The sequence below is a fragment of the Streptomyces sp. NBC_00090 genome, from assembly GCF_045160815.1.
GTDB lineage: Bacteria > Actinomycetota > Actinomycetes > Streptomycetales > Streptomycetaceae > Streptomyces.
This window is the reverse complement of the sequence record NZ_CP108224.1, coordinates 8803305-8825626: the sequence shown is the minus strand read 5'-3', so window position 1 is coordinate 8825626 and position 22322 is coordinate 8803305. Positions and strand designations below refer to the sequence as shown.

25 protein-coding genes and 5 pseudogenes are annotated in these 22322 nt (G+C 69.1%); 14 read left to right on the top strand and 16 right to left on the bottom strand.

Annotated features, from left to right (window positions below; genetic code table 11):
* Positions 1–41 precede the first annotated feature (41 nt).
* Both OG361_RS39040 and OG361_RS39035 read left to right on the top strand, forming a co-directional pair.
* Positions 42–935, top strand: coding sequence for an IS982 family transposase (locus OG361_RS39040; protein WP_405853814.1), 894 nt, complete (start codon positions 42–44; stop codon positions 933–935).
* A gap of 157 nt (positions 936–1092) precedes the next feature.
* Positions 1093–1665, top strand: a complete 573-nt coding sequence (locus tag OG361_RS39035; RefSeq protein ID WP_405861354.1) for a hypothetical protein — start codon at positions 1093–1095, stop codon at positions 1663–1665.
* A gap of 370 nt (positions 1666–2035) precedes the next feature.
* On the opposite strand, the gene tatA is transcribed toward OG361_RS39035, so the two are convergent.
* Both tatA and OG361_RS39025 read right to left on the bottom strand, forming a co-directional pair.
* The gene (gene tatA / locus OG361_RS39030) at positions 2036–2287 is read right to left on the bottom strand and encodes a twin-arginine translocase TatA/TatE family subunit (RefSeq protein WP_405861352.1); all 252 of its coding nucleotides are present in this window, start codon (positions 2285–2287) and stop codon (positions 2036–2038) included.
* A 47-nt stretch (positions 2288–2334) separates the two neighbouring features.
* Positions 2335–2538 (bottom strand): annotated as a pseudogene (locus tag OG361_RS39025) (TerD family protein); the annotation flags it as partial.
* A 236-nt stretch (positions 2539–2774) separates the two neighbouring features.
* On the opposite strand from OG361_RS39025, the gene OG361_RS39020 reads away from it, so the two are divergent.
* Both OG361_RS39020 and OG361_RS39015 read left to right on the top strand, forming a co-directional pair.
* The gene (locus OG361_RS39020) at positions 2775–3179 is read left to right on the top strand and encodes a BlaI/MecI/CopY family transcriptional regulator (RefSeq protein ID WP_405861350.1); all 405 of its coding nucleotides are present in this window, start codon (positions 2775–2777) and stop codon (positions 3177–3179) included.
* Positions 3180–3183: 4 nt separating this feature from the next.
* A complete protein-coding gene (locus OG361_RS39015) occupies positions 3184–4113 on the top strand; it encodes a M56 family metallopeptidase (RefSeq protein WP_405861348.1) in 930 nt (309 codons plus the stop codon).
* A gap of 42 nt (positions 4114–4155) precedes the next feature.
* On the opposite strand, the gene OG361_RS39010 is transcribed toward OG361_RS39015, so the two are convergent.
* The 5 genes and pseudogenes from OG361_RS39010 to OG361_RS38990 form a co-directional block, all read right to left on the bottom strand.
* The gene (locus OG361_RS39010; protein WP_405861346.1) at positions 4156–4419 is read right to left on the bottom strand and encodes a GlsB/YeaQ/YmgE family stress response membrane protein; all 264 of its coding nucleotides are present in this window, start codon (positions 4417–4419) and stop codon (positions 4156–4158) included.
* A gap of 25 nt (positions 4420–4444) precedes the next feature.
* Complete coding sequence (locus tag OG361_RS39005; RefSeq protein ID WP_405861344.1) at positions 4445–4900, bottom strand: tellurite resistance TerB family protein; 456 nt, start codon at positions 4898–4900, stop codon at positions 4445–4447.
* A gap of 182 nt (positions 4901–5082) precedes the next feature.
* Positions 5083–5963: pseudogene (locus OG361_RS39000) on the bottom strand (sporulation protein).
* Positions 5964–6051: 88 nt separating this feature from the next.
* Positions 6052–6272 (bottom strand): annotated as a pseudogene (locus OG361_RS38995) (hypothetical protein).
* A 205-nt stretch (positions 6273–6477) separates the two neighbouring features.
* Positions 6478–6846: a hypothetical protein gene (locus OG361_RS38990; protein WP_405861342.1), complete on the bottom strand. Its 369-nt coding sequence runs from the start codon at positions 6844–6846 to the stop codon at positions 6478–6480.
* Between the two features lie 117 nt (positions 6847–6963).
* On the opposite strand from OG361_RS38990, the gene OG361_RS38985 reads away from it, so the two are divergent.
* The 4 genes from OG361_RS38985 (at position 6964) to OG361_RS38970 (ending at position 9876) form a co-directional block, all read left to right on the top strand.
* Positions 6964–7362, top strand: coding sequence for a hypothetical protein (locus tag OG361_RS38985; protein WP_405861340.1), 399 nt, complete (start codon positions 6964–6966; stop codon positions 7360–7362).
* Positions 7363–7899: 537 nt separating this feature from the next.
* Positions 7900–9138 (top strand): IS110 family transposase, encoded by a 1239-nt coding sequence (locus OG361_RS38980; RefSeq protein WP_405851234.1) that lies wholly within the window; start codon positions 7900–7902, stop codon positions 9136–9138.
* A gap of 50 nt (positions 9139–9188) precedes the next feature.
* Positions 9189–9497: a hypothetical protein gene (locus OG361_RS38975; protein WP_405851233.1), complete on the top strand. Its 309-nt coding sequence runs from the start codon at positions 9189–9191 to the stop codon at positions 9495–9497.
* A gap of 94 nt (positions 9498–9591) precedes the next feature.
* Positions 9592–9876: a hypothetical protein gene (locus tag OG361_RS38970; protein ID WP_405861338.1), complete on the top strand. Its 285-nt coding sequence runs from the start codon at positions 9592–9594 to the stop codon at positions 9874–9876.
* Here OG361_RS38970 and OG361_RS38965 read toward each other — a convergent pair.
* A pseudogene (locus OG361_RS38965) lies at positions 9846–10321 on the bottom strand (transposase); the annotation flags it as partial. The gene OG361_RS38970 and the pseudogene OG361_RS38965 overlap by 31 nt on opposite strands.
* An 83-nt stretch (positions 10322–10404) precedes the next feature.
* On the opposite strand from OG361_RS38965, the gene OG361_RS38960 reads away from it, so the two are divergent.
* The 3 genes from OG361_RS38960 to OG361_RS38950 all read left to right on the top strand — a co-directional run bounded on the left by OG361_RS38960 (position 10405) and on the right by OG361_RS38950 (position 12770).
* Positions 10405–10947 (top strand): hypothetical protein, encoded by a 543-nt coding sequence (locus OG361_RS38960; RefSeq protein ID WP_405861336.1) that lies wholly within the window; start codon positions 10405–10407, stop codon positions 10945–10947.
* Positions 10948–11170: 223 nt separating this feature from the next.
* Positions 11171–11872 (top strand): ISL3 family transposase, encoded by a 702-nt coding sequence (locus OG361_RS38955; RefSeq protein ID WP_405861334.1) that lies wholly within the window; start codon positions 11171–11173, stop codon positions 11870–11872.
* 202 nt (positions 11873–12074) lie between these two features.
* A complete protein-coding gene (locus OG361_RS38950) occupies positions 12075–12770 on the top strand; it encodes a hypothetical protein (protein WP_405862752.1) in 696 nt (231 codons plus the stop codon).
* Here the strand turns inward: OG361_RS38950 and OG361_RS38945 are convergent.
* Both OG361_RS38945 and OG361_RS38940 read right to left on the bottom strand, forming a co-directional pair.
* A complete protein-coding gene (locus tag OG361_RS38945) occupies positions 12760–13371 on the bottom strand; it encodes a hypothetical protein (protein WP_405861332.1) in 612 nt (203 codons plus the stop codon). The two genes, OG361_RS38950 and OG361_RS38945, sit on opposite strands and share 11 nt — an antisense overlap.
* Before the next feature lie 271 nt (positions 13372–13642).
* Positions 13643–15046 carry a serine hydrolase domain-containing protein gene (locus OG361_RS38940; RefSeq protein WP_405861330.1) on the bottom strand — a complete coding sequence of 468 codons (1404 nt, stop codon included), beginning with the start codon at positions 15044–15046 and terminating at the stop codon, positions 13643–13645.
* 199 nt (positions 15047–15245) lie between these two features.
* Here OG361_RS38940 and OG361_RS38935 point away from each other — a divergent pair, with 199 nt between their 5' ends.
* Positions 15246–15959: a TetR/AcrR family transcriptional regulator gene (locus OG361_RS38935; RefSeq protein ID WP_405861328.1), complete on the top strand. Its 714-nt coding sequence runs from the start codon at positions 15246–15248 to the stop codon at positions 15957–15959.
* A gap of 151 nt (positions 15960–16110) precedes the next feature.
* Here the strand turns inward: OG361_RS38935 and OG361_RS38930 are convergent, their stop codons facing one another.
* The 5 genes from OG361_RS38930 to OG361_RS38910 all read right to left on the bottom strand — a co-directional run bounded on the left by OG361_RS38930 (position 16111) and on the right by OG361_RS38910 (position 20145).
* Positions 16111–16848: a DUF1775 domain-containing protein gene (locus OG361_RS38930; protein ID WP_405861326.1), complete on the bottom strand. Its 738-nt coding sequence runs from the start codon at positions 16846–16848 to the stop codon at positions 16111–16113.
* Positions 16849–16902: 54 nt separating this feature from the next.
* A complete protein-coding gene (locus OG361_RS38925) occupies positions 16903–17502 on the bottom strand; it encodes a hypothetical protein (RefSeq protein ID WP_405861324.1) in 600 nt (199 codons plus the stop codon).
* 158 nt (positions 17503–17660) lie between these two features.
* A complete protein-coding gene (locus tag OG361_RS38920; RefSeq protein ID WP_405861323.1) occupies positions 17661–17879 on the bottom strand; it encodes a hypothetical protein in 219 nt (72 codons plus the stop codon).
* Between the two features lie 184 nt (positions 17880–18063).
* Entirely contained in the window at positions 18064–18507 is a 444-nt protein-coding gene (locus OG361_RS38915) for an alpha/beta fold hydrolase (RefSeq protein WP_405861321.1), read from the bottom strand.
* Between the two features lie 267 nt (positions 18508–18774).
* Entirely contained in the window at positions 18775–20145 is a 1371-nt protein-coding gene (locus tag OG361_RS38910; protein WP_405861319.1) for an FAD-binding oxidoreductase, read from the bottom strand.
* Between the two features lie 509 nt (positions 20146–20654).
* On the opposite strand from OG361_RS38910, the pseudogene OG361_RS38905 reads away from it, so the two are divergent.
* Both OG361_RS38905 and OG361_RS38900 read left to right on the top strand, forming a co-directional pair.
* A pseudogene (locus OG361_RS38905) lies at positions 20655–20993 on the top strand (transposase); the annotation flags it as partial.
* A gap of 114 nt (positions 20994–21107) precedes the next feature.
* Positions 21108–21937, top strand: a protein-coding gene (locus OG361_RS38900) for an IS5 family transposase (RefSeq protein WP_405862671.1) whose coding sequence is annotated in 2 segments (ribosomal slippage) — positions 21108–21449 and positions 21452–21937 — 828 coding nt in all. Because the reading frame shifts where the segments join, the coding sequence is not laid out codon by codon here.
* A 16-nt stretch (positions 21938–21953) separates the two neighbouring features.
* Here OG361_RS38900 and OG361_RS38895 read toward each other — a convergent pair.
* Positions 21954–22292: a hypothetical protein gene (locus tag OG361_RS38895; protein WP_405861317.1), complete on the bottom strand. Its 339-nt coding sequence runs from the start codon at positions 22290–22292 to the stop codon at positions 21954–21956.
* Positions 22293–22322: the final 30 nt, after the last annotated feature.

Below are 22322 nucleotides of genomic sequence, written 5' to 3'. Positions count from 1 at the left end.
GATGCGTTCGGGAACGCAGACAGGGCGTCCAAGATCGTTGTGTGACGAACAACCTAGACGCCCTGCTGACCGCACTCTACGTGAAGATCGACGACGAGATCGGAGGCACCCGATGGCTGGGCAGACCGCCGAAGCTGACGGATTCCGAGCTGGTCACCCTCGCTGTCGCGCAGGCAGTCCTGGGCTTCACATCGGAGTCGAGGTGGCTGCGGTTCGTCGACTCCCGCCTCGGCTCGATGTTCCCGTACGTGCCCAAGCAGCCGGGCTGGAACAAGCGGCTGCGGGCCGCGTTGCCGCTGGTCAAGAAGGCGATACGGCTGCTGGCCGTCGACACCGACTTCTGGTTCGACCCGCACTGGATCGTCGACTCCACCCCGGTGGAATGCGGCCGCTCGCGCCCGGCTGTGAAGCGGTCGGACATGGCCGGCTGGGCCGGATACGGGTACTGCGCCAGCCACAGCCGGTTCTTCTGGGGCCTTCGCCTCTTCCTGGTCTGCACCCCGACCGGGATGCCGATCCTGTGGGCCCTGGCGAGCCCGAAGATCGACGAGCGGGAAGTGCTGACCGCGATGCTCGACCGCGAGCCGACGACGGTCACGGACCGGCCGGGCCTGCTGGTGATCTCGGACAAGGGCTTCGCCTCCAAGGAGTTCGAGGCCGACCTGGCCTTGCGCGGGGCGGAGTTGCTGCGGCCGTCGTTCAAGCGGGAGAAACGCCGCAAGGGCGAGTCCCTGCTGAAGTCGGTGCGACAGCTGATCGAGTCGGTCAACGACACCCTCAAGGGCCAACTCGACCTGGAACAACACGGCGGGCGGACCTTCGAGGGCGTCGCCGTCCGCGTCGCCCAGCGCATCCTCGCGCTGGCCGCGGCGATCTGGCACAACCACAAGACCGGACAACCGGTCATCCGGTCCCTGATCGCCTACGACCACTGATCATTTGGAATGACTCGTCTAGGGAACAGCCGGACAGAGATGCTGCCCTGACGCCGCGTCCATGGTCGTCGGAGGCGGACCACCCGAAGAGCCATGCGTGGATTCCGAGATGTCGTCCCCGGCAGTCCCTCGGGACCGCGGCACCTATGCTGCGGCGGTGACCACACCTGCCAAGCCCGCCGCGCCTTCGCGTCGCGCCCTCGCCGCGGCGATCGCACTGATCGTCATACCCCTGGCCGCCTTCGGAGCGTGGCGGTGGTGGGACCGCGCACAGGAGGGCGACTTCAAGGCCGATCCGCAGCCGTACTGCCGGCTCGTCACCCCCGAGACGATCCACCGGCTCGTGCCGGAGTCGTACGGCGGACGCGAGGACGTGGCGTCCTGCACCTGGGCCGCGCCTCGCGAGAAGGGGAAGTACCGGGCCAACGTCCATCTGTTCGCCAGCCGGCTCGACGTCGAGCTGGCCCAGAAGGACATGCGCGAGCAGCGCGCCGACAGCGCACCGCTCTGGGAGAAGGGCACCCAGGAAGACGTGATCGGCCTCGGGGACGAGGCCTTCCTCCGCTTCCGGCCGCCCGTCCCCGGCAAGAACATCACCGCGCAGGTCGTCTTCCGCCGCAGCAACATGGTGATCTCCGTGGCCTACGCCCGCAGCGACGACGACCGGCACGCCGCGCGCGCCGGAGCCATCGACGCCGCCCGCGAGGCAGCCGCCCTCCTCAAGCCCTGACCGGGCCGCCGCACCCGCACAGCGCCCAGGACACCCGGCACACGGTCCGCGCCCGGTATTCCGGGCCGCAGGACTCGAGCCGACCGCAGCACCCGGCGTCTCCAGCGACCACCAACACGGTCCGTGCACGCCAGAATGCCGCTGGCTCGCGGGAATCTCCCCTGCCTCATCAGCATGGAACGCGACACCGCCCTCCACCCCGTGGGCCACGACTGCCGTCGGCAGTGAAGTGGCCGAGTGGAATGGTCCGGATCCATCCGGGTTCGGCCTGCGAACGCCAGCCGCCTCGTCGACACCGACTACGTGTGCGGCGCCGGGCGCACCGCTGCCCGGCCAGCGGCGTGGTGCGACCAACACGACTCCGGCCGGGTCAGGCTCGGGGGCTCCCGAAGGCCTGGTCACGCGGGTCGCCCGTGGACGTGGGCTCGCCGGACGAGGGCTGCTTGATCTGGTACGTGGCCTGCTGGTCGGCGGCAGCGCTGTCGGCCTTCATCGCCTTGGTCTCGCTCTTGAGGATGCGGGCCGCCTTGCCCGCGTTGCGGGCGAGCTCGGGGAGCTTCTTGGCGCCAAGCAGGACTATGACGACGATCAGGATGATCGCGATCTCGCTGATTCCGAACACTGCTCTCCGCTTTCTCGCCAGGCTTCGATACGGGGGTGAGGGCGTCGTCAGACGTTGACGCCGAAGTCGGCCGCGATCCCGGCGAGCCCGGAGGCGTAACCCTGGCCGACCGCCCGGAACTTCCACTCGGCGCCGTGCCGGTAAAGCTCGCCGAACACCATGGCGGTCTCGGTTGCCGCGTCCTCGGAGAGGTCGTAGCGGGCGAGTTCCGCTCCACCGGACTGGTTGACGACGCGGATGAAGGCGTTGCGGCGTATCCCTTCCGTGTCGCGCGTCGGACGCTCGCGCCGAACCGCAGAGTGCTGGAGCATGTAAATCTACAGTGACGTAGAAGACCTCGGAAGGGCGAACCCGGCTCACAGGTTCAGGACATCCCGGCGGGGCAGCCAAAACCAACACCGCGGAAACGGATCCCGGCGCATGCGTGACAACTCAGTACGATGAACCGCCTCGCACCGGGCAGGCGAGTGGGCGGGAGAGTGACGGCATGACGGAGCAGAGCAGGAGCGGGCGCGACCTGCCTTCCCGGCGGCGTGGCCAAGGGGAGCTGGAGGCTCAGGTGCTCGGCGCGCTGCGGGACGCCCCTACCGCGGTGAACGCGGGCTGGGTGCAGGAGCACCTCGGCGGCGATCTCGCCTACACCACCGTGATCACCATCCTCACCCGGCTGCAAGTGAAGGGGGCGGTGACCCGCGAACGGGTCGGCCGCTCGTTCGAGTGGACCGCGGTCGCCGACGAGGCTGGTCTCGCGGCCCTGCGGATGCGGAAAGTCCTGGACGCCGAGGCGGACCGCGCGGCCGTGCTCGCGAGCTTCGTGACCGCCCTCTCCCCGAACGACGAGCGCGTCCTGCGCGACCTGCTGGCTCAGGATTCCGGGGAGGGGGAAGACTGAAGCCATGGGGGTCTTCGTCTTTCTGCCACTCGTCCTGCCGTTGACGGCCTGGCCCATCGCCCGCCTCGCCGAACAGCATCTCCATCCCCGGACAGCGACCCGGCTGCTCTCGGCCGTCGCAGGCATCCTCGCGGTGTGCAGCACGCTGTGCCTGGGGCTGCTCATGATCGTGGGTACGGCACAGTTGCCTGGCAATCCGCTGCCGGACGGCTGGTCGGACCCCGAGGTGCGCGCGGCCGTTCCGTACGACGAGGTGGCGGGCCGGGCCGCCATCCCGGTACTGCTCGGAGTGGTCACCTCCTGCGGGTGGGCCGCCTGGCGACAGCTGCGGGCGCGCCGTCGGGCGGTGGGGGCGCTCGCCGGTCTGCCGACGCGCCCGGTCACCGTACTGCCGGACCCCACCCCGTACGCGTACGCCCTGCCCGGCCGCCGTGGCAGGGTCGTGGCCAGCACCGGCATGCTCGCCGGCCTGAACTCCGCCGAGCGCCGGGCCCTGTTCGCCCACGAGCGGGCCCACCTGGCAGGACGCCACCATCGCCACCTGTTGACGGTGCATCTCGCCGCCCGGGCCAACCCGTTCCTGCGCCCGCTGCGTACCGCGGTCACGTACACCGCCGAGCGCTGGGCGGACGAGGAGGCGGCCGCGGTGATCGGCAGCCGCCGCACGGTCGCCCGGGCGATCGGTAAGGCCGCTCTCATGGCCCCGGTCACGCCGGCGGCCCTGCTGCCTTCGCTGACGGGTGCCGGACCGGTACCGCGGAGGGTCGCCGCTCTGATGCGGCCGGCCCCGATGGGGCGTGCCTGGCCGCCGGCCTTCACCACCGTGGGTCTCGCGGCGTGGGGCGCCGCCGCCGGTACGACGGTGTCGGCGCTGGCCTCGGCGAACTCCGCGGTGACGCTGTTCCTTATCCTGCACGCGGCCACACCGATGTAGCGGGTGGGCGGGCGCGTGCGCGCCCACCCGTCCACCGTCCGGTCAGCGCTGGGCCTTGAAGCGCTCCAAGGCGGTCACACCAAGGGCCGCGAGGGCGATCTGGATGGTCCATTCGATCCAGTCGATGCCCTCGGTGTCCGCCACGCCGAGACCGGCGGCGAGGGCAGTTCCCACGAGTGCCGCCACGATGCCGACAGCGATCGTCCACAGCACGCCGATGCGCTGCCTCCCCGGCAGGACGAGGCGGCCGAGCGTACCGATGACGATGCCGATCACGATCGCGCTGAGGATTCCGGAGATCTCCATCGTTCCCCTCCCGTGGGTGGCGCCTCTAGAGGTCGAACTCGTGGGGCGGCAGGTCGAGGGTGAAGCAGGCCTCACGGACGACGGCCTGCTCGGTCTTGTCGAAGTCGCCGTCGGCACCGCCGATGACGATGCCGATCTGGATGACAGCGCGGGCCTCGGCGGGCTTCTTCTTCGCCTTGGCGATCTCCTGGAGGACGCTGACCTTGCCGAAGTCGAAGTCGGCCGTCAGCTTGTTGAGGTTGTCGTCGAAGCGGCGCTGGAGATCGCTCGCGTCGAAGTTCTGCAGCACCTCGTTGGTCGAGATGAGCTGCGCGACCCGGCGGCGCTCGGCCGGATCGATCGTCCCGTCGGCGGCGGCCACCAGCGCGCACATCGCCATGCTCGCGTCCCTGAAGGCGCCGCTCTTCAGGTCGTTCTTCTTCGCCATCAGCTGGGTCTGCATCGTCGATGCGGATTCCTTGAAGCGGTCCCACAGGGCCATCAGTACTCCAGACGTCGATTACTTCTACTTATTTGTAGAACGTAGCAGTGGACGGAGAGGTTCCTGTGGTGCGAACCGGATGCGGCGGTCCGGTTTCCAGAGAGCGGAAGGGCGCCCGGACGGCCGGGAAGGCGGTACGTCGCGGCAGGAATGGACGACGTACCGCCTTTCTGGGGCTGGTGTCAGCCTTCGTCGCCCTCGTCGTCGCCTTCGTCATCTCCCTCGAAGAAGTCGCCGATCTCGTCGACGGCTTCGGCGGCCACCATGCCGCCGACGACACCCACCGCGAGGCCGGCCGCCCCCACGGCCACGGCGGCACCCATGCCGGGGCCCGAGCGGTGACCGTGGCCGCCGTGGTCTTCGTGGTGACCGTCGTGCCCGGCATGGCCGTACGGGGCGTGGGAGCCGTGGCCGCCCCGGCTGTTGACGAGCCGGCGGATCCAGCCGTCGACCTAGGCGTTCCAGTCGACGCGCTCGACGCCGTGGTGGCTGACGGTGAAGCGGGTCACGGAGTCATGGCCCTCAGACGGTAGAAGGGCAGCTGTTGGCCGGCACCCCGAATGTGGCCGAGTTCGAGGTCGGCGGACTTGAATCCGAAGCCGAGCTGCCCGAGGGCCTCCAGGATCGCCTCCTGGGCGGGAAGCGGGCGTACGGCGACGGGGTCGAGATCGCCCTTGTCCTTGGCGCCGGTGACGCCGAGTTCGGTCCGTACTCCGAGGGCGATGCCGAGGCCGTGGCCGTACAGCTCCGTGATCGGGGTCTCCCAGGGGAGGGTGACGTTGAAGGGGATGGTGCGCCGCTCGCCCTCGGCGAGGCGGAAGTTTCCTCCGACGGTGAAGCGGCCGAAGGTGACCGCCCCCTCGGACTCGCCGTCGTCGTGCTCGGCCTCGACGCGAGCGACGAGCTCCAAGGCGACGTGCTCGATGGTGAAGTCGGCGCTGCCGCCCGTGAGATGCACCTGACCGCTGAGCGTGCCGCCCGGCGTCACAGCACCCGGGTCCAGGACCGTGTCCACGGCGGGTCCGCCGACGCCGAGCGAGCCGAGAAGCCTCTTGAACACCATCGTGGCGTTCACTCCTTCATTCGTGCCTGTGGTTCGGATGCCGTCGGCGCCCCGGGTGGGGTGTGGGGCGCCGACGGCGGTATGCGGGTTACTTCGTCGCGGCGTGGAGTGCGGCGAGCCCCTGCGCCCAGCGGACGTACTTCAGCTCGGCGAGGTCGGCGATCGTCTTGACGCCGAACGCCCCCTGGAGAAGCTCACCGTCACGGTCGGACACACCCTTGAGGCTCCGACCGGCACGGCCAGAATCTCCGCCAACTCCTTGTCCGCCCACGCCTTGTCCAGCACCTTGTCGAGGTCGACCGCAGCCACGGAAGCAGCCCTCCAGGGGTCGACGAAGAGCGTGTCACAGCGAGGTGGGGTGACGTCACGGCAGCTTCACCGAGAAAGTCCGAAAAGGTCCTTCGTACAGCCTCCGCCGGCCACGACGGGGCGTGCGGCAAAGGCACGCCCCGCATGATCTGCGGTCGCGGTGCCGCCCGTCAGTGATCGGCAACTCGGCCTAGCAGCATGGGTGTCACCGAGCAGAAGGGAGTTCGCCCGCCCGGCCGGCGTCAGGATCCTCGTGTGCGGATGTGGTCAGCTCGGGCGCGTACAGCGTGGCGAGCGGTTCCGGTCCGGCGTACCGCCGGCACGAGCACCGGCGCTCCTGCCCGTCGGTCTTCTCCAGGCTGTCACCGCGTGGTTTGACGGAGGCATAGCAGAGTCCGTCCCGGGCATCGTGGTAGGCGAGGTGATGGCCGCAGCCGCACACCGGTTCCGGGCCGGCCAGTGCCCGCTCGCGCGCCTTGGACCGCTGGACCAGGGCCTTCCTGATCCGGTCGTAGGCCCCTCCCGCGACGTACCCCCCGGCCAGGATGATCAGAGCGATCTCGAATCCGGACATGGCTCCCCCTTGGTCGAACAGTCGCGTTCCCGCGACGGGAGGGGATCCTCGCACACGGTCTTACGCGTGCGCCGCCCAAAGAGAAGCGCGGCGCTTCGCGGTGGGACGATCCTCGTCATGGCGATCACATGGATGCACCGCACTCCACGCTGGGTGGTGGTCCTGGTGTGCTTCGTCGCAGCCGGTCTGCTGTTCGTCGGCACGGTCGCCCACGTCTCCGACCTCATCCGCCACTCCCTGCGTCCCTACGCATGGGCGCCGGGGTGGCTCAACCTCTACTGGACGTCGCTGGCGTTCCTCGACCCGCTGGCCGCCGTGCTCCTGCTCCGTGGCAGGCGCACCGGGATCGACCTCGCCTGCGCCATCATGGCGACCGACCTCGCTGCCAACTGGTACGCGACCCACGACATCCAAGGCTCGACGCTCAGCGCCCAGCCCGGCCTTCAGCGGCTGGCAGCCTTCACCCTTCTCGTCCTGGCAACGGCACCGTTCACCCGACGGCACCTCGGCCCCTGAGGCGACCTCAGCGCTCCCCCGCCGTGTCCCTCTCAGCAGTGACAGCGCCCGGGGGTGCCCCTAATTCCTTCGTAGGGACCGCGGTGGTGCTGAGTGGCTTCACGGCGGTGTTCGAGTGGTGAGGTCCGTTACGCCTGTCGCAACCGTGGTCCGTGAGGCCTCTGGGTAGATCGTGCGGACGGCCTGGCCGCTGGGTGGTGGCGGCCTCGTGGGCGTCGGGCGGATGCCTTGGGTGCCCCGGGCAGCGGATGCCTACACATAGAGCGGCGGCGTCCGGCGTCCTCGTGGCCGTCACCACCCTGTGCCTTGATCACTCGTTGGTGTTGGTGGTGCGAGCCCGCCCCGCGGTGACCTCTTGATACGCCCGAGCCGTCCGAGCTCCCGCATAGACCGAGGCCCGTGGGGTGCGCTGGTGTCACGAACGGCTAGTGAGGTGGCGGCCCGGCCCTGGCGGCCGAGGCCTGGAATTAGGTAGCTGCGTGGCCCGCATGCGCTCGTGACCAGCGCAAACGTCTGCACCCTTGGGGAGGGAACATCTTGATCTACTGCGGAATCGACTGGGCGGAGAAGACCCACGACGTCGCCCTCGTCGACGACAGCGGCCAGCTCCTGGCCAAACGGCACATCACCGACGACACGGCCGGCTACAAGATCCTGCTGGACCTGCTCGCCGAGTACGGCGACACCGAAGAGACCCCGATCCCCGTCGCGATCGAGACCAGCCGCGGCCTGCTCGTCGCCGTCCTCCGGACCGGGAAGCGGCCGGTGTTCGCCATCAACCCGATGGCCGCGGCCCGCTACCGAGACCGGCACGCCGTCTCCCGCAAGAAGTCCGATCCCGGCGACGCCCTCGTCCTGGCTAACATCCTCCGCACCGACATGCATGCCCACCGGCCCCTGCCGGCTGACTCGGAGTTGGCCCGCGCCGTTGCCGTCCTGGCCCGCGCCCAGCAGGATGCCACTTGGAACCGGCAGCAGATGTCCAACCAGCTCCGATCCCTGCTTCGCGAGTACTTCCCGGCTGCTCTGGCGGCCGCCGCGACCTGGCAGAACGGTCTGTGCCGGCCCGAGATCCGCGAACTCCTCAAGGCCGCCTCGACCCCGGCCATCGCCAGCCGGCTGACCAGGACCCAGATCATGGCCGCCCTCAAGCGGGCCGGCCGCAAGCGCGGCATCGAGGCGGACACCGAACGGCTCCGCGAGGCTCTCCGCTCGGACTGGCCGCGCCAGCTGCCACTGGTCGAGGACGCCCTCGGCAAGCAGATGCTCGCCCTGCTCCTCCAGCTGGAAGCCGCCTGCACCGCCGCCGACAACCTCGCACAGGCCGTCGAGGAGTCCTTCGCCCAGCACGAGGACGCCGAGGTCATTCTCAGCTTCCCCGGGCTCGGCATTCAGCTCGGCGCCCGGGTCCTGGCAGAGATCGGCGACGACCGGCAACGGTTCGCCGACGCCCGCGGGCTGAAGGCCTACGCGGGCTCGTCACCCATCACCAGGGCGTCGGGGAAGAAGTCAGCCGTCACCCGCCGATGGGTCAAGAATGACCGGCTCAACCACGCCGGATACCTCTGGGCGTTCGCCGCCCTGACCTCTTCGCCGGGTGCCAAAGCGCACTACCGAAAGCGCCGCGACGACCACGCGGACTGGCATGCCTCCGCCCTGCGCAACCTCTTCAACCGCATGATCGGCCAGCTCCACCACTGCCTCCAGCACCACAAGTTGTTCGACGAGCGAGAGGCCTTCGCCACCGGGCTGGTCCTCACCGAGAACGCGGCCTGACCTGCTAGGAAGGCTTGTCCGGGCCACGAGAGAGCGTCGATGATTCGGGCATGAGACCTGAAGTGCAGACCTTCGTCGCCGACGGCCCGCTGCCCGACTGGGACGCGGAGGAGAAAGAGATCGAACGGCGCGTCACCCAGCTCGAAGCGATCAGCAAGCCAGTGACGGGAGAGGAAGCCGCTGCCCTCGTCAGCTGCTTCGGCCCCGACGACTGCTACGGGGTCGCCTGGACACTCCTCCACCTCATCGAGACCGGCCCCAACCCGGTCATCAACACCAAGCCGGCCCCGGACACCAACGAGTGGCACCACCGGCTCTACGACCGCGCCGTGTTCGAAGAGCCCAACCCGACGACTTGACGCGTTAGACACGTGAGGTGTCTATGTGTTTGGTCAAGGTCGGGGGCCAGGAGGTTCGCGTGGTCGAGGGTGGGGCCGAGCCGGAGGGGTGTGCATGGGTGATAGCCAGGTCACGATCAAGCTCACGAGTGACGAGGCGCTGGTGTTGTCGGACTGGTTGGAGAAGCTGCAGATGACGGACCTGAGCCGGGTTGTCGACGATCCGGCGGCCTGGGCGCCGATCCATCGCATCGCCGGGACGCTGGATAACTCACTTGCCGGACTGTTCGCGCCTGACTATGACCAGCGGCTTGAGGACGCTCGCCGACGGCTTCGGCCGGAGGAGGACCGACCGGTGAGTCTGAACCGTCACCTGGCCCCTGCAGGTTGGGGTTCGTAGAAGGGCCGTCGCGGAGCATGGCGAAGAGGACGTCCGCGCGGCGCCGGGCGAGGCAGAGCAGGGCCTGAGTGTGGTGCTTCCCCTGGGCGATCTTCCTGTCGTAGTAGGCCCGGGAGGCCGGGTCGCCCAGGGCGGCGAACGCGGAGAGGAAGAAGGACCGTTTGAGCTGTTTGTTTCCTCTCCGGGACGGTTGTTCACCGCGGATCGAGGAGCCCGAGCTCCCGGTCGCCGGGGCGAGTCCCGCGTATGCGGCAAGGTGGCCGGCGGTCGGAAAGGTGCTGCCGTCACCGACCTCGATCAGGATGCGGGCTCCGGTCCTGACGCCGACCCCCGTCGATGTAAGGACTTCCGAAAGAGGGTGGGCCTCAAGGAGTTCCTCGATCCGCCCGGCCAACAGCTTGCGCTGGTCAAGGACGGCGGCCAGCGAGGCGGCCAGGCTCGGGACGAAATTCGGCTGCGAGGTCCCACAAGGTGCTTCGCTCGTGATGATGCATTTCGGTCACGACTCGGGAAGTGGAAGGGCGCAGCGTGTACCTGCGCGCTGTGCCCATGGCGAGACGATTACAGGTCCGGACAGGTCCGCCGGGTGGCTGCCTTCTCAACGGATGCCTGCCCATTCTGGGACTGCTGCTCGTCGCCGTCGTCGGCATGTGGATCTGGCTGGAGACGCAGCCGGCGCGGGACGAGGCCCAGGCGCGCAAGAACCTGCGGGAGAACGCTGAAAGACTCCGCGACCGACTGGGCGAGGCAGCGGCCGACGGCAGCCTTCCCGATACGGAGATCGCCCAGGTCTTCCCTCCCTCGAAGCCCGCCAAGGGCTTCGTCAGCGTGACGCGGCAGGGCGAGTCGGTCACCGTGGTCGCGGAACTGCTCGGTCAGGGACCGCCGCGGGCTTTCATCTTTGTGTCTGCGCGGTTAGTGACAGGCTGTTACACCTTTGAGGTGTTGCCCCCGGCCCCTGGGGCCCCACGGCCTTCTGTCCAGGAACTACCGCAGGAGGCATGTGCGGCTGGCGTGGCCACGCTCTCCGGACCCGATCGCCAGGATCAACAGCCGCATGGCTCGAAATAGCCCTACACAGAGGGAGTCCGGCTCATCTCCGCACAGAGCCTGTTCGAATCCAGGGACCACTCCAGCGCCTCCCGAAGTGGTGAACATGTGCTGTCCGTTCTCGGTTCTGGCTCGCTTTCCGTGAAGCGCATACGTTGAGTGACGTCTGACGTCAGCGGCAGTCTCCGGGAAGTTGCCTGAAAATGATCAGTGCCGATTTCGGGGTGGCCGACAGTTCGACGTCGTGGAAGAGACATTGCTCCGGCTGGAGGGGCTGTTGTTCCCGTCGGTCGCGGACGTGACGGTGCTGTCGGTGAACATGTGCGACGAGGCGGTACGCGTCGAGGCCCGCAGCACGACGGCCGAGGGGGAATGTCCGAGCTGCGGGTGCTCTTCAAGCCGAATACACAGCTCCTACCTGCGGTTTCCCTCCGATGTGCGCAGCGCGGGACGACGGGTGGTTCTGTGCCTGCGCGTCCGCAGGTTCTTCTGTCTGGACGCTGCGTGCGGACGGCGGACGTTCGTCGAGCGGATGCCGGGGCTGACGAGGAGGTATAGCCGGTGGACCGAACGTCTGTGGTCGACCCTGGCCATGGTCGGCCTCGCCCTCGCAGGCCGGGCCGGCGCCCGGATGGCGGGTGTCTTCGGGGTGTCCGTCAGCCGCAGTACGGTGCTGCGGCTGGTCGAGGTGCTGCCCGAGCCGGACGTGCCTGCCCCGCGGGTGGTGGGCGTTGATGAGTACGCCACCCGCAAGGGCCGTGTCTACGGCACCGTGCTGGTCGACTGCGAGACCCGTCGGCCGGTAGACCTGCTGCCTGACCGGGAGGCGTCCAGCCTGGCTGAGTGGCTGTCGAAGCGACCGGGCATCGAGGTGATCTGCCGGGACCGTGCTCCGTTTTTCGCCGAAGGCGCCACAGCCGGGGCCCCAAGCAATCCAGGTCGCTGACCGGTGACATCTGTGGCACAACCTCAGCGAGGCCGCCGATCGGGCCGTTGCCCGCCACCGCCGGTGCTTGCGCGTCCTGGCGCCAGAACCGGTCGAGGAGGAACCTGCCGAGCCCGCACCCTCCGTGGTGGATCCGGCCTCGCCCTGGAAGAGCGTCCGGTTCGCCAACCGCATCCGGGCCAGACACGCCACGGTCCACGCGATGCTGGAAGCCGGCCACAGCCGCCGTTCCATCGGCCGCCAACTCCACATGACGCACCGCACCGTCAAAAGCCTTGCCGATGCCGCCAGGCCAGAGGACCTCTTCACCGGTCAGTACCAGTTCAGCCGGGCCTCCGCGCTGGACGAGTACAAGCCCTACCTCGACGAACGCTGGAACGAGGGCTGCACCAACGCCTGGAAGCTCTGGGAGGAGATCGTCCCGCTCGGTTACAAGGGCAGCATCGGCATCGTCAGCGCCTACATCAGGAAAAAGCGCACCTCACCCCGGCCGGTCACCGCACAACCCCCGGCACCCCGCCAGGTGGCCAGATGGATTCTCAGCCGCCCGGAAACGCTCACGGAAGTCGAGCAACTCCGGCTCAAATCCGTGCTGGCCAACTGCCCTGAGCTTGACGCCCTCACCAGCCACGTCCGGTCCTTCGCCCAGATGCTCACCGAGCGCCAGGGGGAGCGACTCCCCGAATGGCTCGACGCCGTCCGCCAGGACGACCTTCCCAGCCTCCACACCCTCGCCGCAGGCATCGACCCGCGACCGCGACGCGGTCATCGCCGGTCTGACCCTGCCCTGGAACTCAGGCGTAGTCGAAGGACACGTCAACCGGATCAAGATGCTCAAGCGCCAGATGTTCGGCCGCGCCAGCTTCGACCTTCTGCGAAAACGAGTCCTACTCGCTGAGTGACTCCTCAGTCTCCGATCGGAGATCGTAGATCGGGAACGTCGTGGGTGAAGGATGTTCCTTGCACGCTTCTCCGTGCAGTTCTTCGGGCCGCAGTGCCCAGGCGATGGCCTCGCCCCGACCGCAGAATGAAGGATCAAGGTGGAACGTGGTCCGGGTCCCGACCGGTTTCGGCGCTATGAACTCTCCCCTGAGGCCGGTCGGGTCCATCCCGACCAGCTCCTGGCGATAGCCGTGGCCATCCAGCCACACCTCGATGACCGTGCGGACGCTGAGTGCGGCAGCTGCGGAGGGAGCCCAACGCCGCATGTCGAACATGTCGAGCAAGGAACCGAAGAATCCCGGAAGAAGCCTCTCCCGTTCATCTGTACTGGGGCGCTGATCGCTCTCCACTGTGAAGCTGAGATCAGATCCGATCTCGACACTGATCTGTCCATGCCTGCCGTCGCGACGGTGCAGCGCGTCCCAGGCCACCGCCCGCAGGACCCCGGTGGGAAGCTCGGGGCTGCCCTGATCGACGAGGAAATACCTCGCTGGGCGGCGCCGCACGTGCTCCACGAAGTCGATCACCCGAAGCGGCTCGACGGTGAACCTCTCCACTCGTCCTCCCCATCTCTGCACTTTTCAGCCAGCCACAGCCGATCATGGCACCCACCACCGGCAAGCACCACGCTCCCTACTCGTCCGGTAGCCGTGACGGATTGTCACCAATCACGGAAGTTGAGCCAGAACCCGTTCTCGTGAACAGAGCCACCCGCAGGCTTCTTCGCGGCGGAGGCGGGCAGTCCGACGGCCCTGCGGAGCAGCAGGTGAGCTGACGAGCCGCGCAACTGCGACGCACCTGCCCGCTCCTCGTACGGTCGCGCGATCCTCACCCTTCAGGCACTGCGGACTCGCCCCGGGGAGACCGGGCACCGCCTCTGCCGACGTACGCGGTCGTGAGCCGCAGGACGATGGTGGCGGTCCCGGCGGCGGTTGCCGTGCAGAGGGCGATGAAGGCGTCGGGTGTCCAGGTCCACAGCGCTCTGGGGCCGATGAGGGCGAGGGCTGCCCCCATGGCGATCCAGGTCAGGGCGCCGGCCAGACACCACAGGACGGTGGGGACGATGCAGCGGGGCACGGGCCGTCGGCGGAGCAGGCGGGCGGACTGGAAGGTGCCCGCGAGGAGGGTGAGGGCCAGGGCGGTGAGGCCCCAGACGGTGGCGTGGTACGTCGCGGCCGAGGGGGAGTCGGTGGGGGCGGTGCCGCCGGCGAGGATGCGGGCCGCACCGAAACCGACCTCCATGACGGCACCGTCGTGGAGGAGGCCGTGGAGGTTCTGCTGGAGGACGAGGGCGATGTTCTGCTTCGGCAGGAGGAAGAGCATCGCGGAGTAGCCAGGGGTGGCACCGGTGTGCCAGATCGCGCTGTCGAGGGGAGCCTCAAGGCCCCCGACGCGCCAGCCGAGTCCGTATCCGGTGTCGGCGCCGGACGGGTGGAGTCGGCCGGATTGCCGCATCAGGCGGACGGACTCGGGCGTCAGGATCGTCGTGCCGTTGCCGGTCCTCCCCGACCGGAGCTGGAGGGAGGCGAACGCGGCGAGGTCGTTCAGGTCACCGCCCGTGTAGCCGTAGGCGGCGCCGTCGTCGTCCACGCCGTCGGCGATCGCGGACGGTATGCCCCATAGGAGATGGTGCCCGGGCGGAAGGTTTCGCTCGCGTGCGGACGCCCGGTCGGCGATCGCCCCGTCCATGCCGGCCGGGCGCAGGACGCTGTCCCGAAGGTGGTCGGCGAAGGGGCGACCGGTCACGGACTCGACGACGGCGGCCAGCACGAGGTAGTTGGCACTGCTGTACGCGTACGTGGTGCCGGGCGGCCCGAGCGGATGTACGTCGTCCAGTTCGGTGACGCGCTCCACCGCTCCCGGGCAGCCGGCGTCGACACAGTCGGCGACCTCTAAGGTGGCCGACTCGGGAAGGCCGGTGGTCTGCTGGAGCAGGTGGCGGACGGTGACGCGAGAAGCGTGACCGGAGCCGCCGAAACGGAAGCCGGGCAAGTGGTCGACGACCGGGTCGTCGAGCCGGAGGCGCCCGTCCTGCACGAGGGTCATCACGGCACTCGCGGCGATCGGCTTGGCGACCGAGCCCCAGAGGAAGGGGGTTTCGATCGTGACCGGTTCGCCAGATCCGTCCGTTCCCCTGGCGCGTGCGTGGATCGGCCCGTCGGGTCCGACGACGGCGTAGGAAAGCCCGGGCGTACGGGTGGCCTCCATGCGGTTGTGCACGTAGGCGTCCACGGCCGCCAAGCGGTCCGCGGGGATGGGTGAATCGGCCGCGGCCGGCGCATGACCTAAGGGAAGCAGAGCGAGCAGGAGGGCTGTCGTCGCTGCGGCGGCGCGGCGGAGCGGGTTGAGCATGGGGATTCGTCCTTCCGTGAGGCACGCCAAATAACCATATGGGGATACGGTTATAGCCGTACGCTGGTACGGTTATCAAGTGCCGCGAACCGCCGACCACGAAGAACGCCGCCGTCAGATCGCCGGCGCTGTCAGCCAGTTGATCACCGCACACGGGCTCGACGCCGTCACCGTCGCCCGCACGGCCGCCACCGCAGGCATGTCCGTCGGGCTCGTCCAGCACTACTTCCGCACCAAGGACGAGATGCTGCTCCACGCCTTCCGCGAGGTCTCGGCCCGCATCCGCGCGCGCGTCGATGAGCGGATCAGGGACGGGGTCGAGCACAAGCGGCCCCTCGCACGGGTCATGGCGGAGGTGATGACCGAGTACATCCCCCTGGACGAGGCCCGCCGCGCCGAATACCGCGTCACTCGCGCGTTCGCCGGCCGAGCCCTCGACGCCCCCGCCCTCGCGGCCGTCGACACCGAGGCCGCTCGTAAGCTGCGCGAGGACATCGCCCGCGCCGTCCACAACGGCAAGGAGTGCGGCGAGGTCGACGAGGACGTGGATCCGTCGGCGGCGGCCGTCCGCCTCGCCGCCGTGATGGAGGGCCTCGCACTCCAGGTCTACCGCGAGCCCGAGGGCGCCGCCGAAGCGGCGGTGGTCCCGTTCGTGGCGCCCCTGCTCGAGGCCGAACTCGCCGTCGTCTTCACCGGCGAGTGCCGCCAGTACGCGAGAGAGTCAGCCGATCCGCCGAGGGCGCCGCGGGTACCCGGCGCCTCGACAGACGCCTCGCCGGGGAACGCCTGTTGACGCCGGTCCTCGGCCAGCTCGCCGTCTCATGACGGCGCGGCAGCCGATGGCGTGAGCGCAGGCACACCCGCCCGGCTCTACGACACCCGTGACCGCCAGCCCCTGACCAGGCACCCGGTGCTGCCGGATGCCTGGCCGGGGGCTGTCTCCGTCAGGAGTCGGCGCCCTTGCGGCGGAGCCACCACCAGGTTCCGGCCGCAGCCGCGATGAGCACGACGAGGCCGCCGATCACCAGCCCGACGTTCGGCGAGGTCTCCTCTGCCTTCGACTCCTTCGCCACCTTGTCGTCGGCGGTCGGGGAGGGCGCCGCCGCGGACGAGGTGGTCGGCGCCGGAGTCGAAGGTGCGGCGGTGGTCGGTGCGGCCGTCGCGGTGGGGGCGGTTGTGGCCGGGACCGGGGTGGCCCCGGCGGCTGCGGGCTTGAGCTCCAGGAGCGGTGCGGAGTTGCCGTGGCCGCCGCCGTGGGACTGCTCCAGTTCGATCCAGCGGTCGACGCGGCCGTCGCTGTAGGTCTGGAGGGTCTTGAAGGCGAGCGACTTGGCGTCGGGAAGCTGCCGGACGATCACCGCGTACGCGGCGTCCTTCCCCGCCGTCACGGCCGGGCCGGTGACCACGTAACCGCGAGCGGTGGTGGTGAATGCCCAGCCCTTCGGCCCCTCCTTGAACGCCACGTCGGCGGGGGTGATGCCCGAGGGGAGGATGACCTCCAGCTTGGTGATGCCGGCCGTGGGCGACTCGGCGTCGAAGGAGATCTCGACGTTCTGCGCGAGCGCTCGGGCGCCCTCGGCCTCGACCTCGACGTGGGCCGAGGCGGGTGTCGCCAGCGCGACGGAGGCAGCGAGTGCGGCGAGGGCGACAAAGGGTGCGCGGGCACGAGTAGTGCGGGACACAGATGACTCCATGGGGTGTTCGCGGGATACGGGCATGCCGGAGCACGCCCTCGGTCAGACGGCGAGGAATCGTCCGACGGGCGGCCCGCGACGCACCACCACGTGCGCCAGCACCAAGAAGCGACCCGGAGGAGGCTGTGCCCTGGTCGGCACGTACCGCACGACGCCGAGGGGCGCCGGCACGTGGCCGAAGGGAGTGAGCCGTACGAGAAGGTCGGTTACGAGAGCGCCCAAGCGGCGCCCGGTGGAAGACGTGGCACGGTGAAGGGCCAGGTCGGCACCGTGCAGCAGCCAGGCCACGACGAGAGCTGAGACAACGTGCGCGACGAGCATCGAGGTGCCGTGGTGGCCGGTGTGCCAGGCCGCGTCGCTTCCGTGCGTCACATGCGGTGGGTGCGCACCGTGGACTCCGGCCAGCTGGAACCAGTAGTGCAGGGCCGCCTGCGCGGCCGTCGTGCCCACTACCACGACGGTCAGCGACCGCGGGGTGCGAGCGAACGGCACCGCAAGCACGAAGAGCAGTGCGGCCCCCAGGACTGCGGCCTGCCAGGACACGGGGTGTCCGGACACGAGGTGGTGCCCGGTGATCGCGAGCCCCGTACCGACGAGGCTGAACAGGCCCGCGCGGATACAACGATGCGACGCACCGCTCACCGGATTCCGACCGGGCCGGCGCGCGGAACGGGTGCCGGCTCTCCATGACATGGCCGCCCCATCATGAACGACACCGGTTCCCTCGTACAAAGATTGTCGCGATGAGGAACGAGCCCGTGGCCGGCCCCCGCCAGGCTCCGGTGCACCTTGGGTGGCCCTTAAGCCGCGGACTTCTCCCGTACGGGCGCCTGCGCCGGCCACTGTCGGTGCAGGGCGTCGATGTGGAAGTCGTGGCGGTGGCTGCGTCCTCCGGCATCGGCGAGGTGCGGGTGATCCGGAGCGAGTTCGGCGTGTACGTGCTCCAGCTCGGCCGGGTCCTCACGCGGCCACAGGCGTACGGCGGTCACGGCGGCGGCGAGCGCGAGCGTGGTGAGCACGGTTGCCGAGACAGCGAGTCCGGCCTGGGAGGCGAGCCACCCCGAGAGCGGGTAGGTGATCAGCCAGCAGGCGTGGGTGAGGGAGAACTGAGCCGCGAAGGCGGCGGGCAGGTCCGGTGCGGCGGCCGAACGGCGCAGCAGACGCCCGCCGGGGGCGTTCCGAGCCGCTCACCCTGGCATCCAGTCATGCATCGTTGTGCCAGCCGCCGGTGGTGACGTCAAAGATCGTCCTGCGGTTGCCGGAATCCTCCACGGCCCCGACGAACAGCTCCCACATCTCCCCTTCGAGCGGGAACCCGGACGCGGGTGCCGGTGAGATGCCGACGATCGAGCGGACCCGCGAGGGGGCGTCCAGCAACATCAGCTGGGCCGCCTTGCCGCCCATGGAGTGACCGATGACCGAGAAGGTGTTCCAGCCGAGGTCATCGGCCACGGCGAGGACGTCCGCCGTGACCTCCTCCATCGTGTACGTGCCGGGGGTGTCCATTGCCTCGCCGTACCCACGGCAGTCCAAGAACGCGTAGCTGAACGCGCTCCCGTCGAGGTACGGGCGCAGATGGCCTCGACCTGTCGCTGAGCCAGTGGTGGAGTGCGAGGACTCGCTCCGGACCGTTGCCCTGTACCTCATACGGGATTACGTGTCCTGCTGCATGGCCTGTCACAATGCTGAGTCTCCTCCTTCGGGCCGGGCCCGGAATCCCGTCGGCCTGTGGATTCGTTCCGACGGCGTAGCAGCGTGAGCGGGCAACCGAAGGCGTCGCAAGCCAGATGAATCCTGCTGGTCAAGCCGCCCCGGCCCGGGAACCTCCAGACGATCCCGTAAGGGCCACCTTGTCAGGAAGGCACTTTCGCGTTTCCGCCTCGACAACCGCCACGCCCAACCGAAACGGCGAGGCTAGGGCCTGATGTTCTGGTTCAGGTGGAAGAGGTTCCCCGGGTCGTACGTGCGCTTGACCTCGACCAGGCGGTCGTAGTTGCCCTTGTAGTTGGCGCGGATGCGGCCCTGGTCGTCGTCGGCCATGAAGTTGACGTAGCCGCCCTCCTCCGAGTGCGGGGCGGTGGCCTCGTAGTAGTCGCGGACCCAGGCGGTGTTCGCCTCGTTGTCGGCGGGGTCCGGCCACATGCCCGCGATGACGGTGGCGAAGGAGGCGTCCCGGTAGGCGAAGGCCGTCGCATCCGGGGCGACCCGGTGGCAGGCGCCGTTGATCGGGTAGATGTGGACCGTCGAGTTCACGGCGGGCAGGCGCGGGCCGTGCACCAGGTGCGCTTCGATCGCGGCGTCGCTCAGCTCCGTCACGAAGTTGGCCTTCCAGTAGTGCTGGAGACCGGGCGGCACGAGCGCGTCGAAGGCGCTGTTGAGCGCCGGGTACGGCATGACGCCGACGTGCTCCGCGACCACCGGGGCGAAGTCGTGGAAGGGCTGGAGCGCCCGCTCGCCCTCCTCCGGCGGACCCGCCCAGCACGACACGATCAGGACGAAGGGCTCGCCGTGCCGGTCTTCAGGGATGAACGGCAGCGGCGGGGCGATCTGGAAGGCCGGGAACCCGCCGAGCTGCTCCGGCGCGTCGGCGATGAAGTCCCGGAAGGAACGCAGGACTGTGCCGGCGCTGTCCAGCTCGAAGAGGATCGGCCCGCCGTAGATGTCCTTGACGGGGCTGAGCCGGAATTCGAGGGAGGTCACAGCGCCGAAATTGCCACCACCACCGCGCAGCGCCCAGAAGAGGTCCTCGTGTTCCTGTTCGCTGGCCACGACGAGCCGACCATCCGCCGTCACCACGTCGGCCGAGACCAGGTTGTCGCAGCTCAGGCCCAGTCCGCGGTCGAGGTAACCGATGCCGCCGCCCAGGGTGAGGCCGCCGACGCCGGTGGTGGAGATGATCCCGCCGGTCGTCGCCAGGCCGAAGGCGTGGGTGGCCGCGTTGAAGTCGCCCCAGGTCGCGCCGCCCTCGGCACGCGCCGTCCGGCGTACGGGGTCGACACGGACGCCGCGCATCGCGGACAGGTCGGCGACTACACCGTCGTCGCAGGTGCCGAAGCCGGGAACGCTGTGCCCGCCGCCGCGTACCGCCAGGTCGAGCTCGTTCTCCCGGGCGAAGTCGACGGCCGCCATGACGTCGCCCGCGTTGGCGCAGCGCACGACGGCGGCCGGCCGTCTGTCGATCATGGCGTTGTAGACCTTGCGAGCCTCGTCGTAGGCCTCGTCCTCGGGAGTGACGACCGCGCCGCGCACCCGTTGGCGCAGCTGGTCCACAGAGAGGTTGCCCATGGCCATCGCTCCTCTTGCCCTGGTTCGGAAGGCGTGGTGCCTGTGGCAGCGGCGCGGCGGCGAACGGTGGAACTTCCCGCGAGCTCCGAGGCCGTCTGCCACTGGACAGGGCCTAGGTTCACGCTACGCCGATGGGGTGAAGCGTCAACTTGAACCCCTCAAGTGACCTGAGTCAGAGTCGTCTGTGACCGATGCCCAGCGGGCGGTGCTCGAGAGGTGGGTTCGGCGTCGCTCAACGGCTCAGGATCTTTCGATATCGTCCCCGGCTGGTTCTCGAGTCTGCGGAAGGCCATTCGATCGCGGAGTCGTCGTGCCGTTTGGGGTCTCATGCCGCTCGCGCGGGATCCTCGGAGCTGGAAGCTCGTACAACGTCTCGACAGCCCCTAGTAGTGCTTGGTCATGTGTGTTCTGTGATGGCGTGTCTTCTTGATCGGTCGTGTCGTTGACCGGATGTGCTGGGTGGGGAGTTGGCTGCGGTCCGGTGTGATCTGGAGGACTTCGCGGCAGAGATGTTCGAGCCGTTCGCGCGAGCGGACCAGCGACGGTGGGGCGAGGTCTATCTGCGGGGCCTGCTGATGGACGGCGGGCGCAAGTCGGTGGAGCCGATGGCCGCCCGCCTGGGCGAGGACGGAAACCGGCAGGCCCTGGCCCACTTCGTCACTTCCAGCCCGTGGGATGCGGTGCATGTGCGGGCCCGTCTGGCCTGGCGTATGCAGCCGGTCATCAAGCCCACCGCGTTGATCATTGATGACACCGGGTTCCTCAAGGACGGGGACGCGTCCGCGTGCGTGACCCGGCAGTACACCGGCACGGCGGGCAAGGTCACCAACTGCCAGGCCTCGCGATCTGGACCGGCGCCTGCCCCACCTGTCACCGCGACATGCCAGACCCCGCACCAACATGACCAAGCACTACTAGGCAGTGTCTTCAAATGATCTTTGCTGGTGGATCATGGGGTCGTGATACGTCGTCATGAACTGTCTGATGCCGAGTGGGAGTTCGTCCGGCCGCTGCTGCCCGAGTCGTTGCGGGGGCGGAAGCGGCTGGACGACCGCCGGGTCCTGAACGGGATCGTGTGGAAGTTCCGGACCGGGACGGCCTGGCGGGACGTGCCTGAGCGTTACGGGCCGTGGGCCACGCTCCACACGCGTTTTCGCAGGTGGGCGGCGGACGGGACGTTCGACCGGATGCTGCGGGCCGCGCAGGCGAAGGCGGACGCGGCGGGCGACATCGAGTGGCTGGTGTCGGTCGACTCCACGATCGTCCGCGCTCACCAGCATGCGGCCGGGGCCCGAAAAGGGGGCTCCGTGACCCGGCCCTCGGCCGGTCCCGCGGCGGCCTGACCAGCAAGATCCACCTGGCCTGCGACGGGCGGGGCCGTCCGCTAGCCTTCGTCCTCACGGGCGGGAACACCAACGACTGCCCCCGGTTCACCGCCGTGATGGAGGCGATCCGGGTGCCCCGCATCGGACCGGGACGGCCCCGGATCCGACCGGCGCACGTCCTGGGAGACAAGGGCTACAGCTCGAAAGCGATCCGCACCTGGCTCCGCCGTCGGGGCATCGCCCACACCATTCCCGAGCGGGCCGACCAGGTCCGCAACCGGGCCCGGCGAGGCAGCCGAGGCGGCCGCCCGCCGGCCTTCGACCGCGAGGCGTACTGGCACCGCAACGTCGTGGAACGCTGCTTCAACCGTCTGAAGCAGTGGCGCGGCATCGCCACCCGATACGACAAGACCGCCGAATCCTACAAAGCCGCCGTCGCCCTCGCCTCACTCCTGATGTGGGCGTGACATTTGACGACAGAACCTAGGCAGTGATGGTGGCGAGGGCATCAGCGAGAGTACGACGGGTGTTGCCCGGCGTTCGGTCCCACCGCTCATCGATGTAGGCATGAGCCAGGTCGTACCAGGTGGTCTGCTGCCTAACAGCACGGATCTCGGAAGCTGGCAGACCAGTGCGCTCGTCGAACGCCTCACCGTCGCGAGCGGACGTCATGAGCTTCGCGCGCCGGCTCTCGGCCAGCCCCTTGGTAATAAAGGACTCCGACCGCTCGCGGCCGTTGACCGTCCATCGGACCTCGAACGGCTTCCGACGCCTCGGCCGCTCCCGGATGTCCCAGAAACGGACCTTGTAACTCATCGCCACTCGGGCGTCTCCCTTTCGCACGCCTGCCAC

Coding starts and splice junctions, on each gene's coding strand:
- OG361_RS38975 (WP_405851233.1), top strand. CDS start 9,189: ATGAGACCTGAAGTGCAGACCTTCGTCGCCGACGGCCCGCTGCCCGAC.
- OG361_RS39010 (WP_405861346.1), bottom strand. CDS start 4,419: ATGGAGATCTCCGGAATCCTCAGCGCGATCGTGATCGGCATCGTCATC.
- OG361_RS38990 (WP_405861342.1), bottom strand. CDS start 6,846: ATGTCCGGATTCGAGATCGCTCTGATCATCCTGGCCGGGGGGTACGTC.
- OG361_RS38915 (WP_405861321.1), bottom strand. CDS start 18,507: ATGAGGTACAGGGCAACGGTCCGGAGCGAGTCCTCGCACTCCACCACT.
- OG361_RS39005 (WP_405861344.1), bottom strand. CDS start 4,900: ATGGCCCTGTGGGACCGCTTCAAGGAATCCGCATCGACGATGCAGACC.
- OG361_RS39015 (WP_405861348.1), top strand. CDS start 3,184: ATGGGGGTCTTCGTCTTTCTGCCACTCGTCCTGCCGTTGACGGCCTGG.
- OG361_RS38950 (WP_405862752.1), top strand. CDS start 12,075: ATGCTGGAAGCCGGCCACAGCCGCCGTTCCATCGGCCGCCAACTCCAC.
- OG361_RS38910 (WP_405861319.1), bottom strand. CDS start 20,145: ATGGGCAACCTCTCTGTGGACCAGCTGCGCCAACGGGTGCGCGGCGCG.
- OG361_RS38970 (WP_405861338.1), top strand. CDS start 9,592: ATGGGTGATAGCCAGGTCACGATCAAGCTCACGAGTGACGAGGCGCTG.
- OG361_RS38985 (WP_405861340.1), top strand. CDS start 6,964: ATGGCGATCACATGGATGCACCGCACTCCACGCTGGGTGGTGGTCCTG.
- OG361_RS39020 (WP_405861350.1), top strand. CDS start 2,775: ATGACGGAGCAGAGCAGGAGCGGGCGCGACCTGCCTTCCCGGCGGCGT.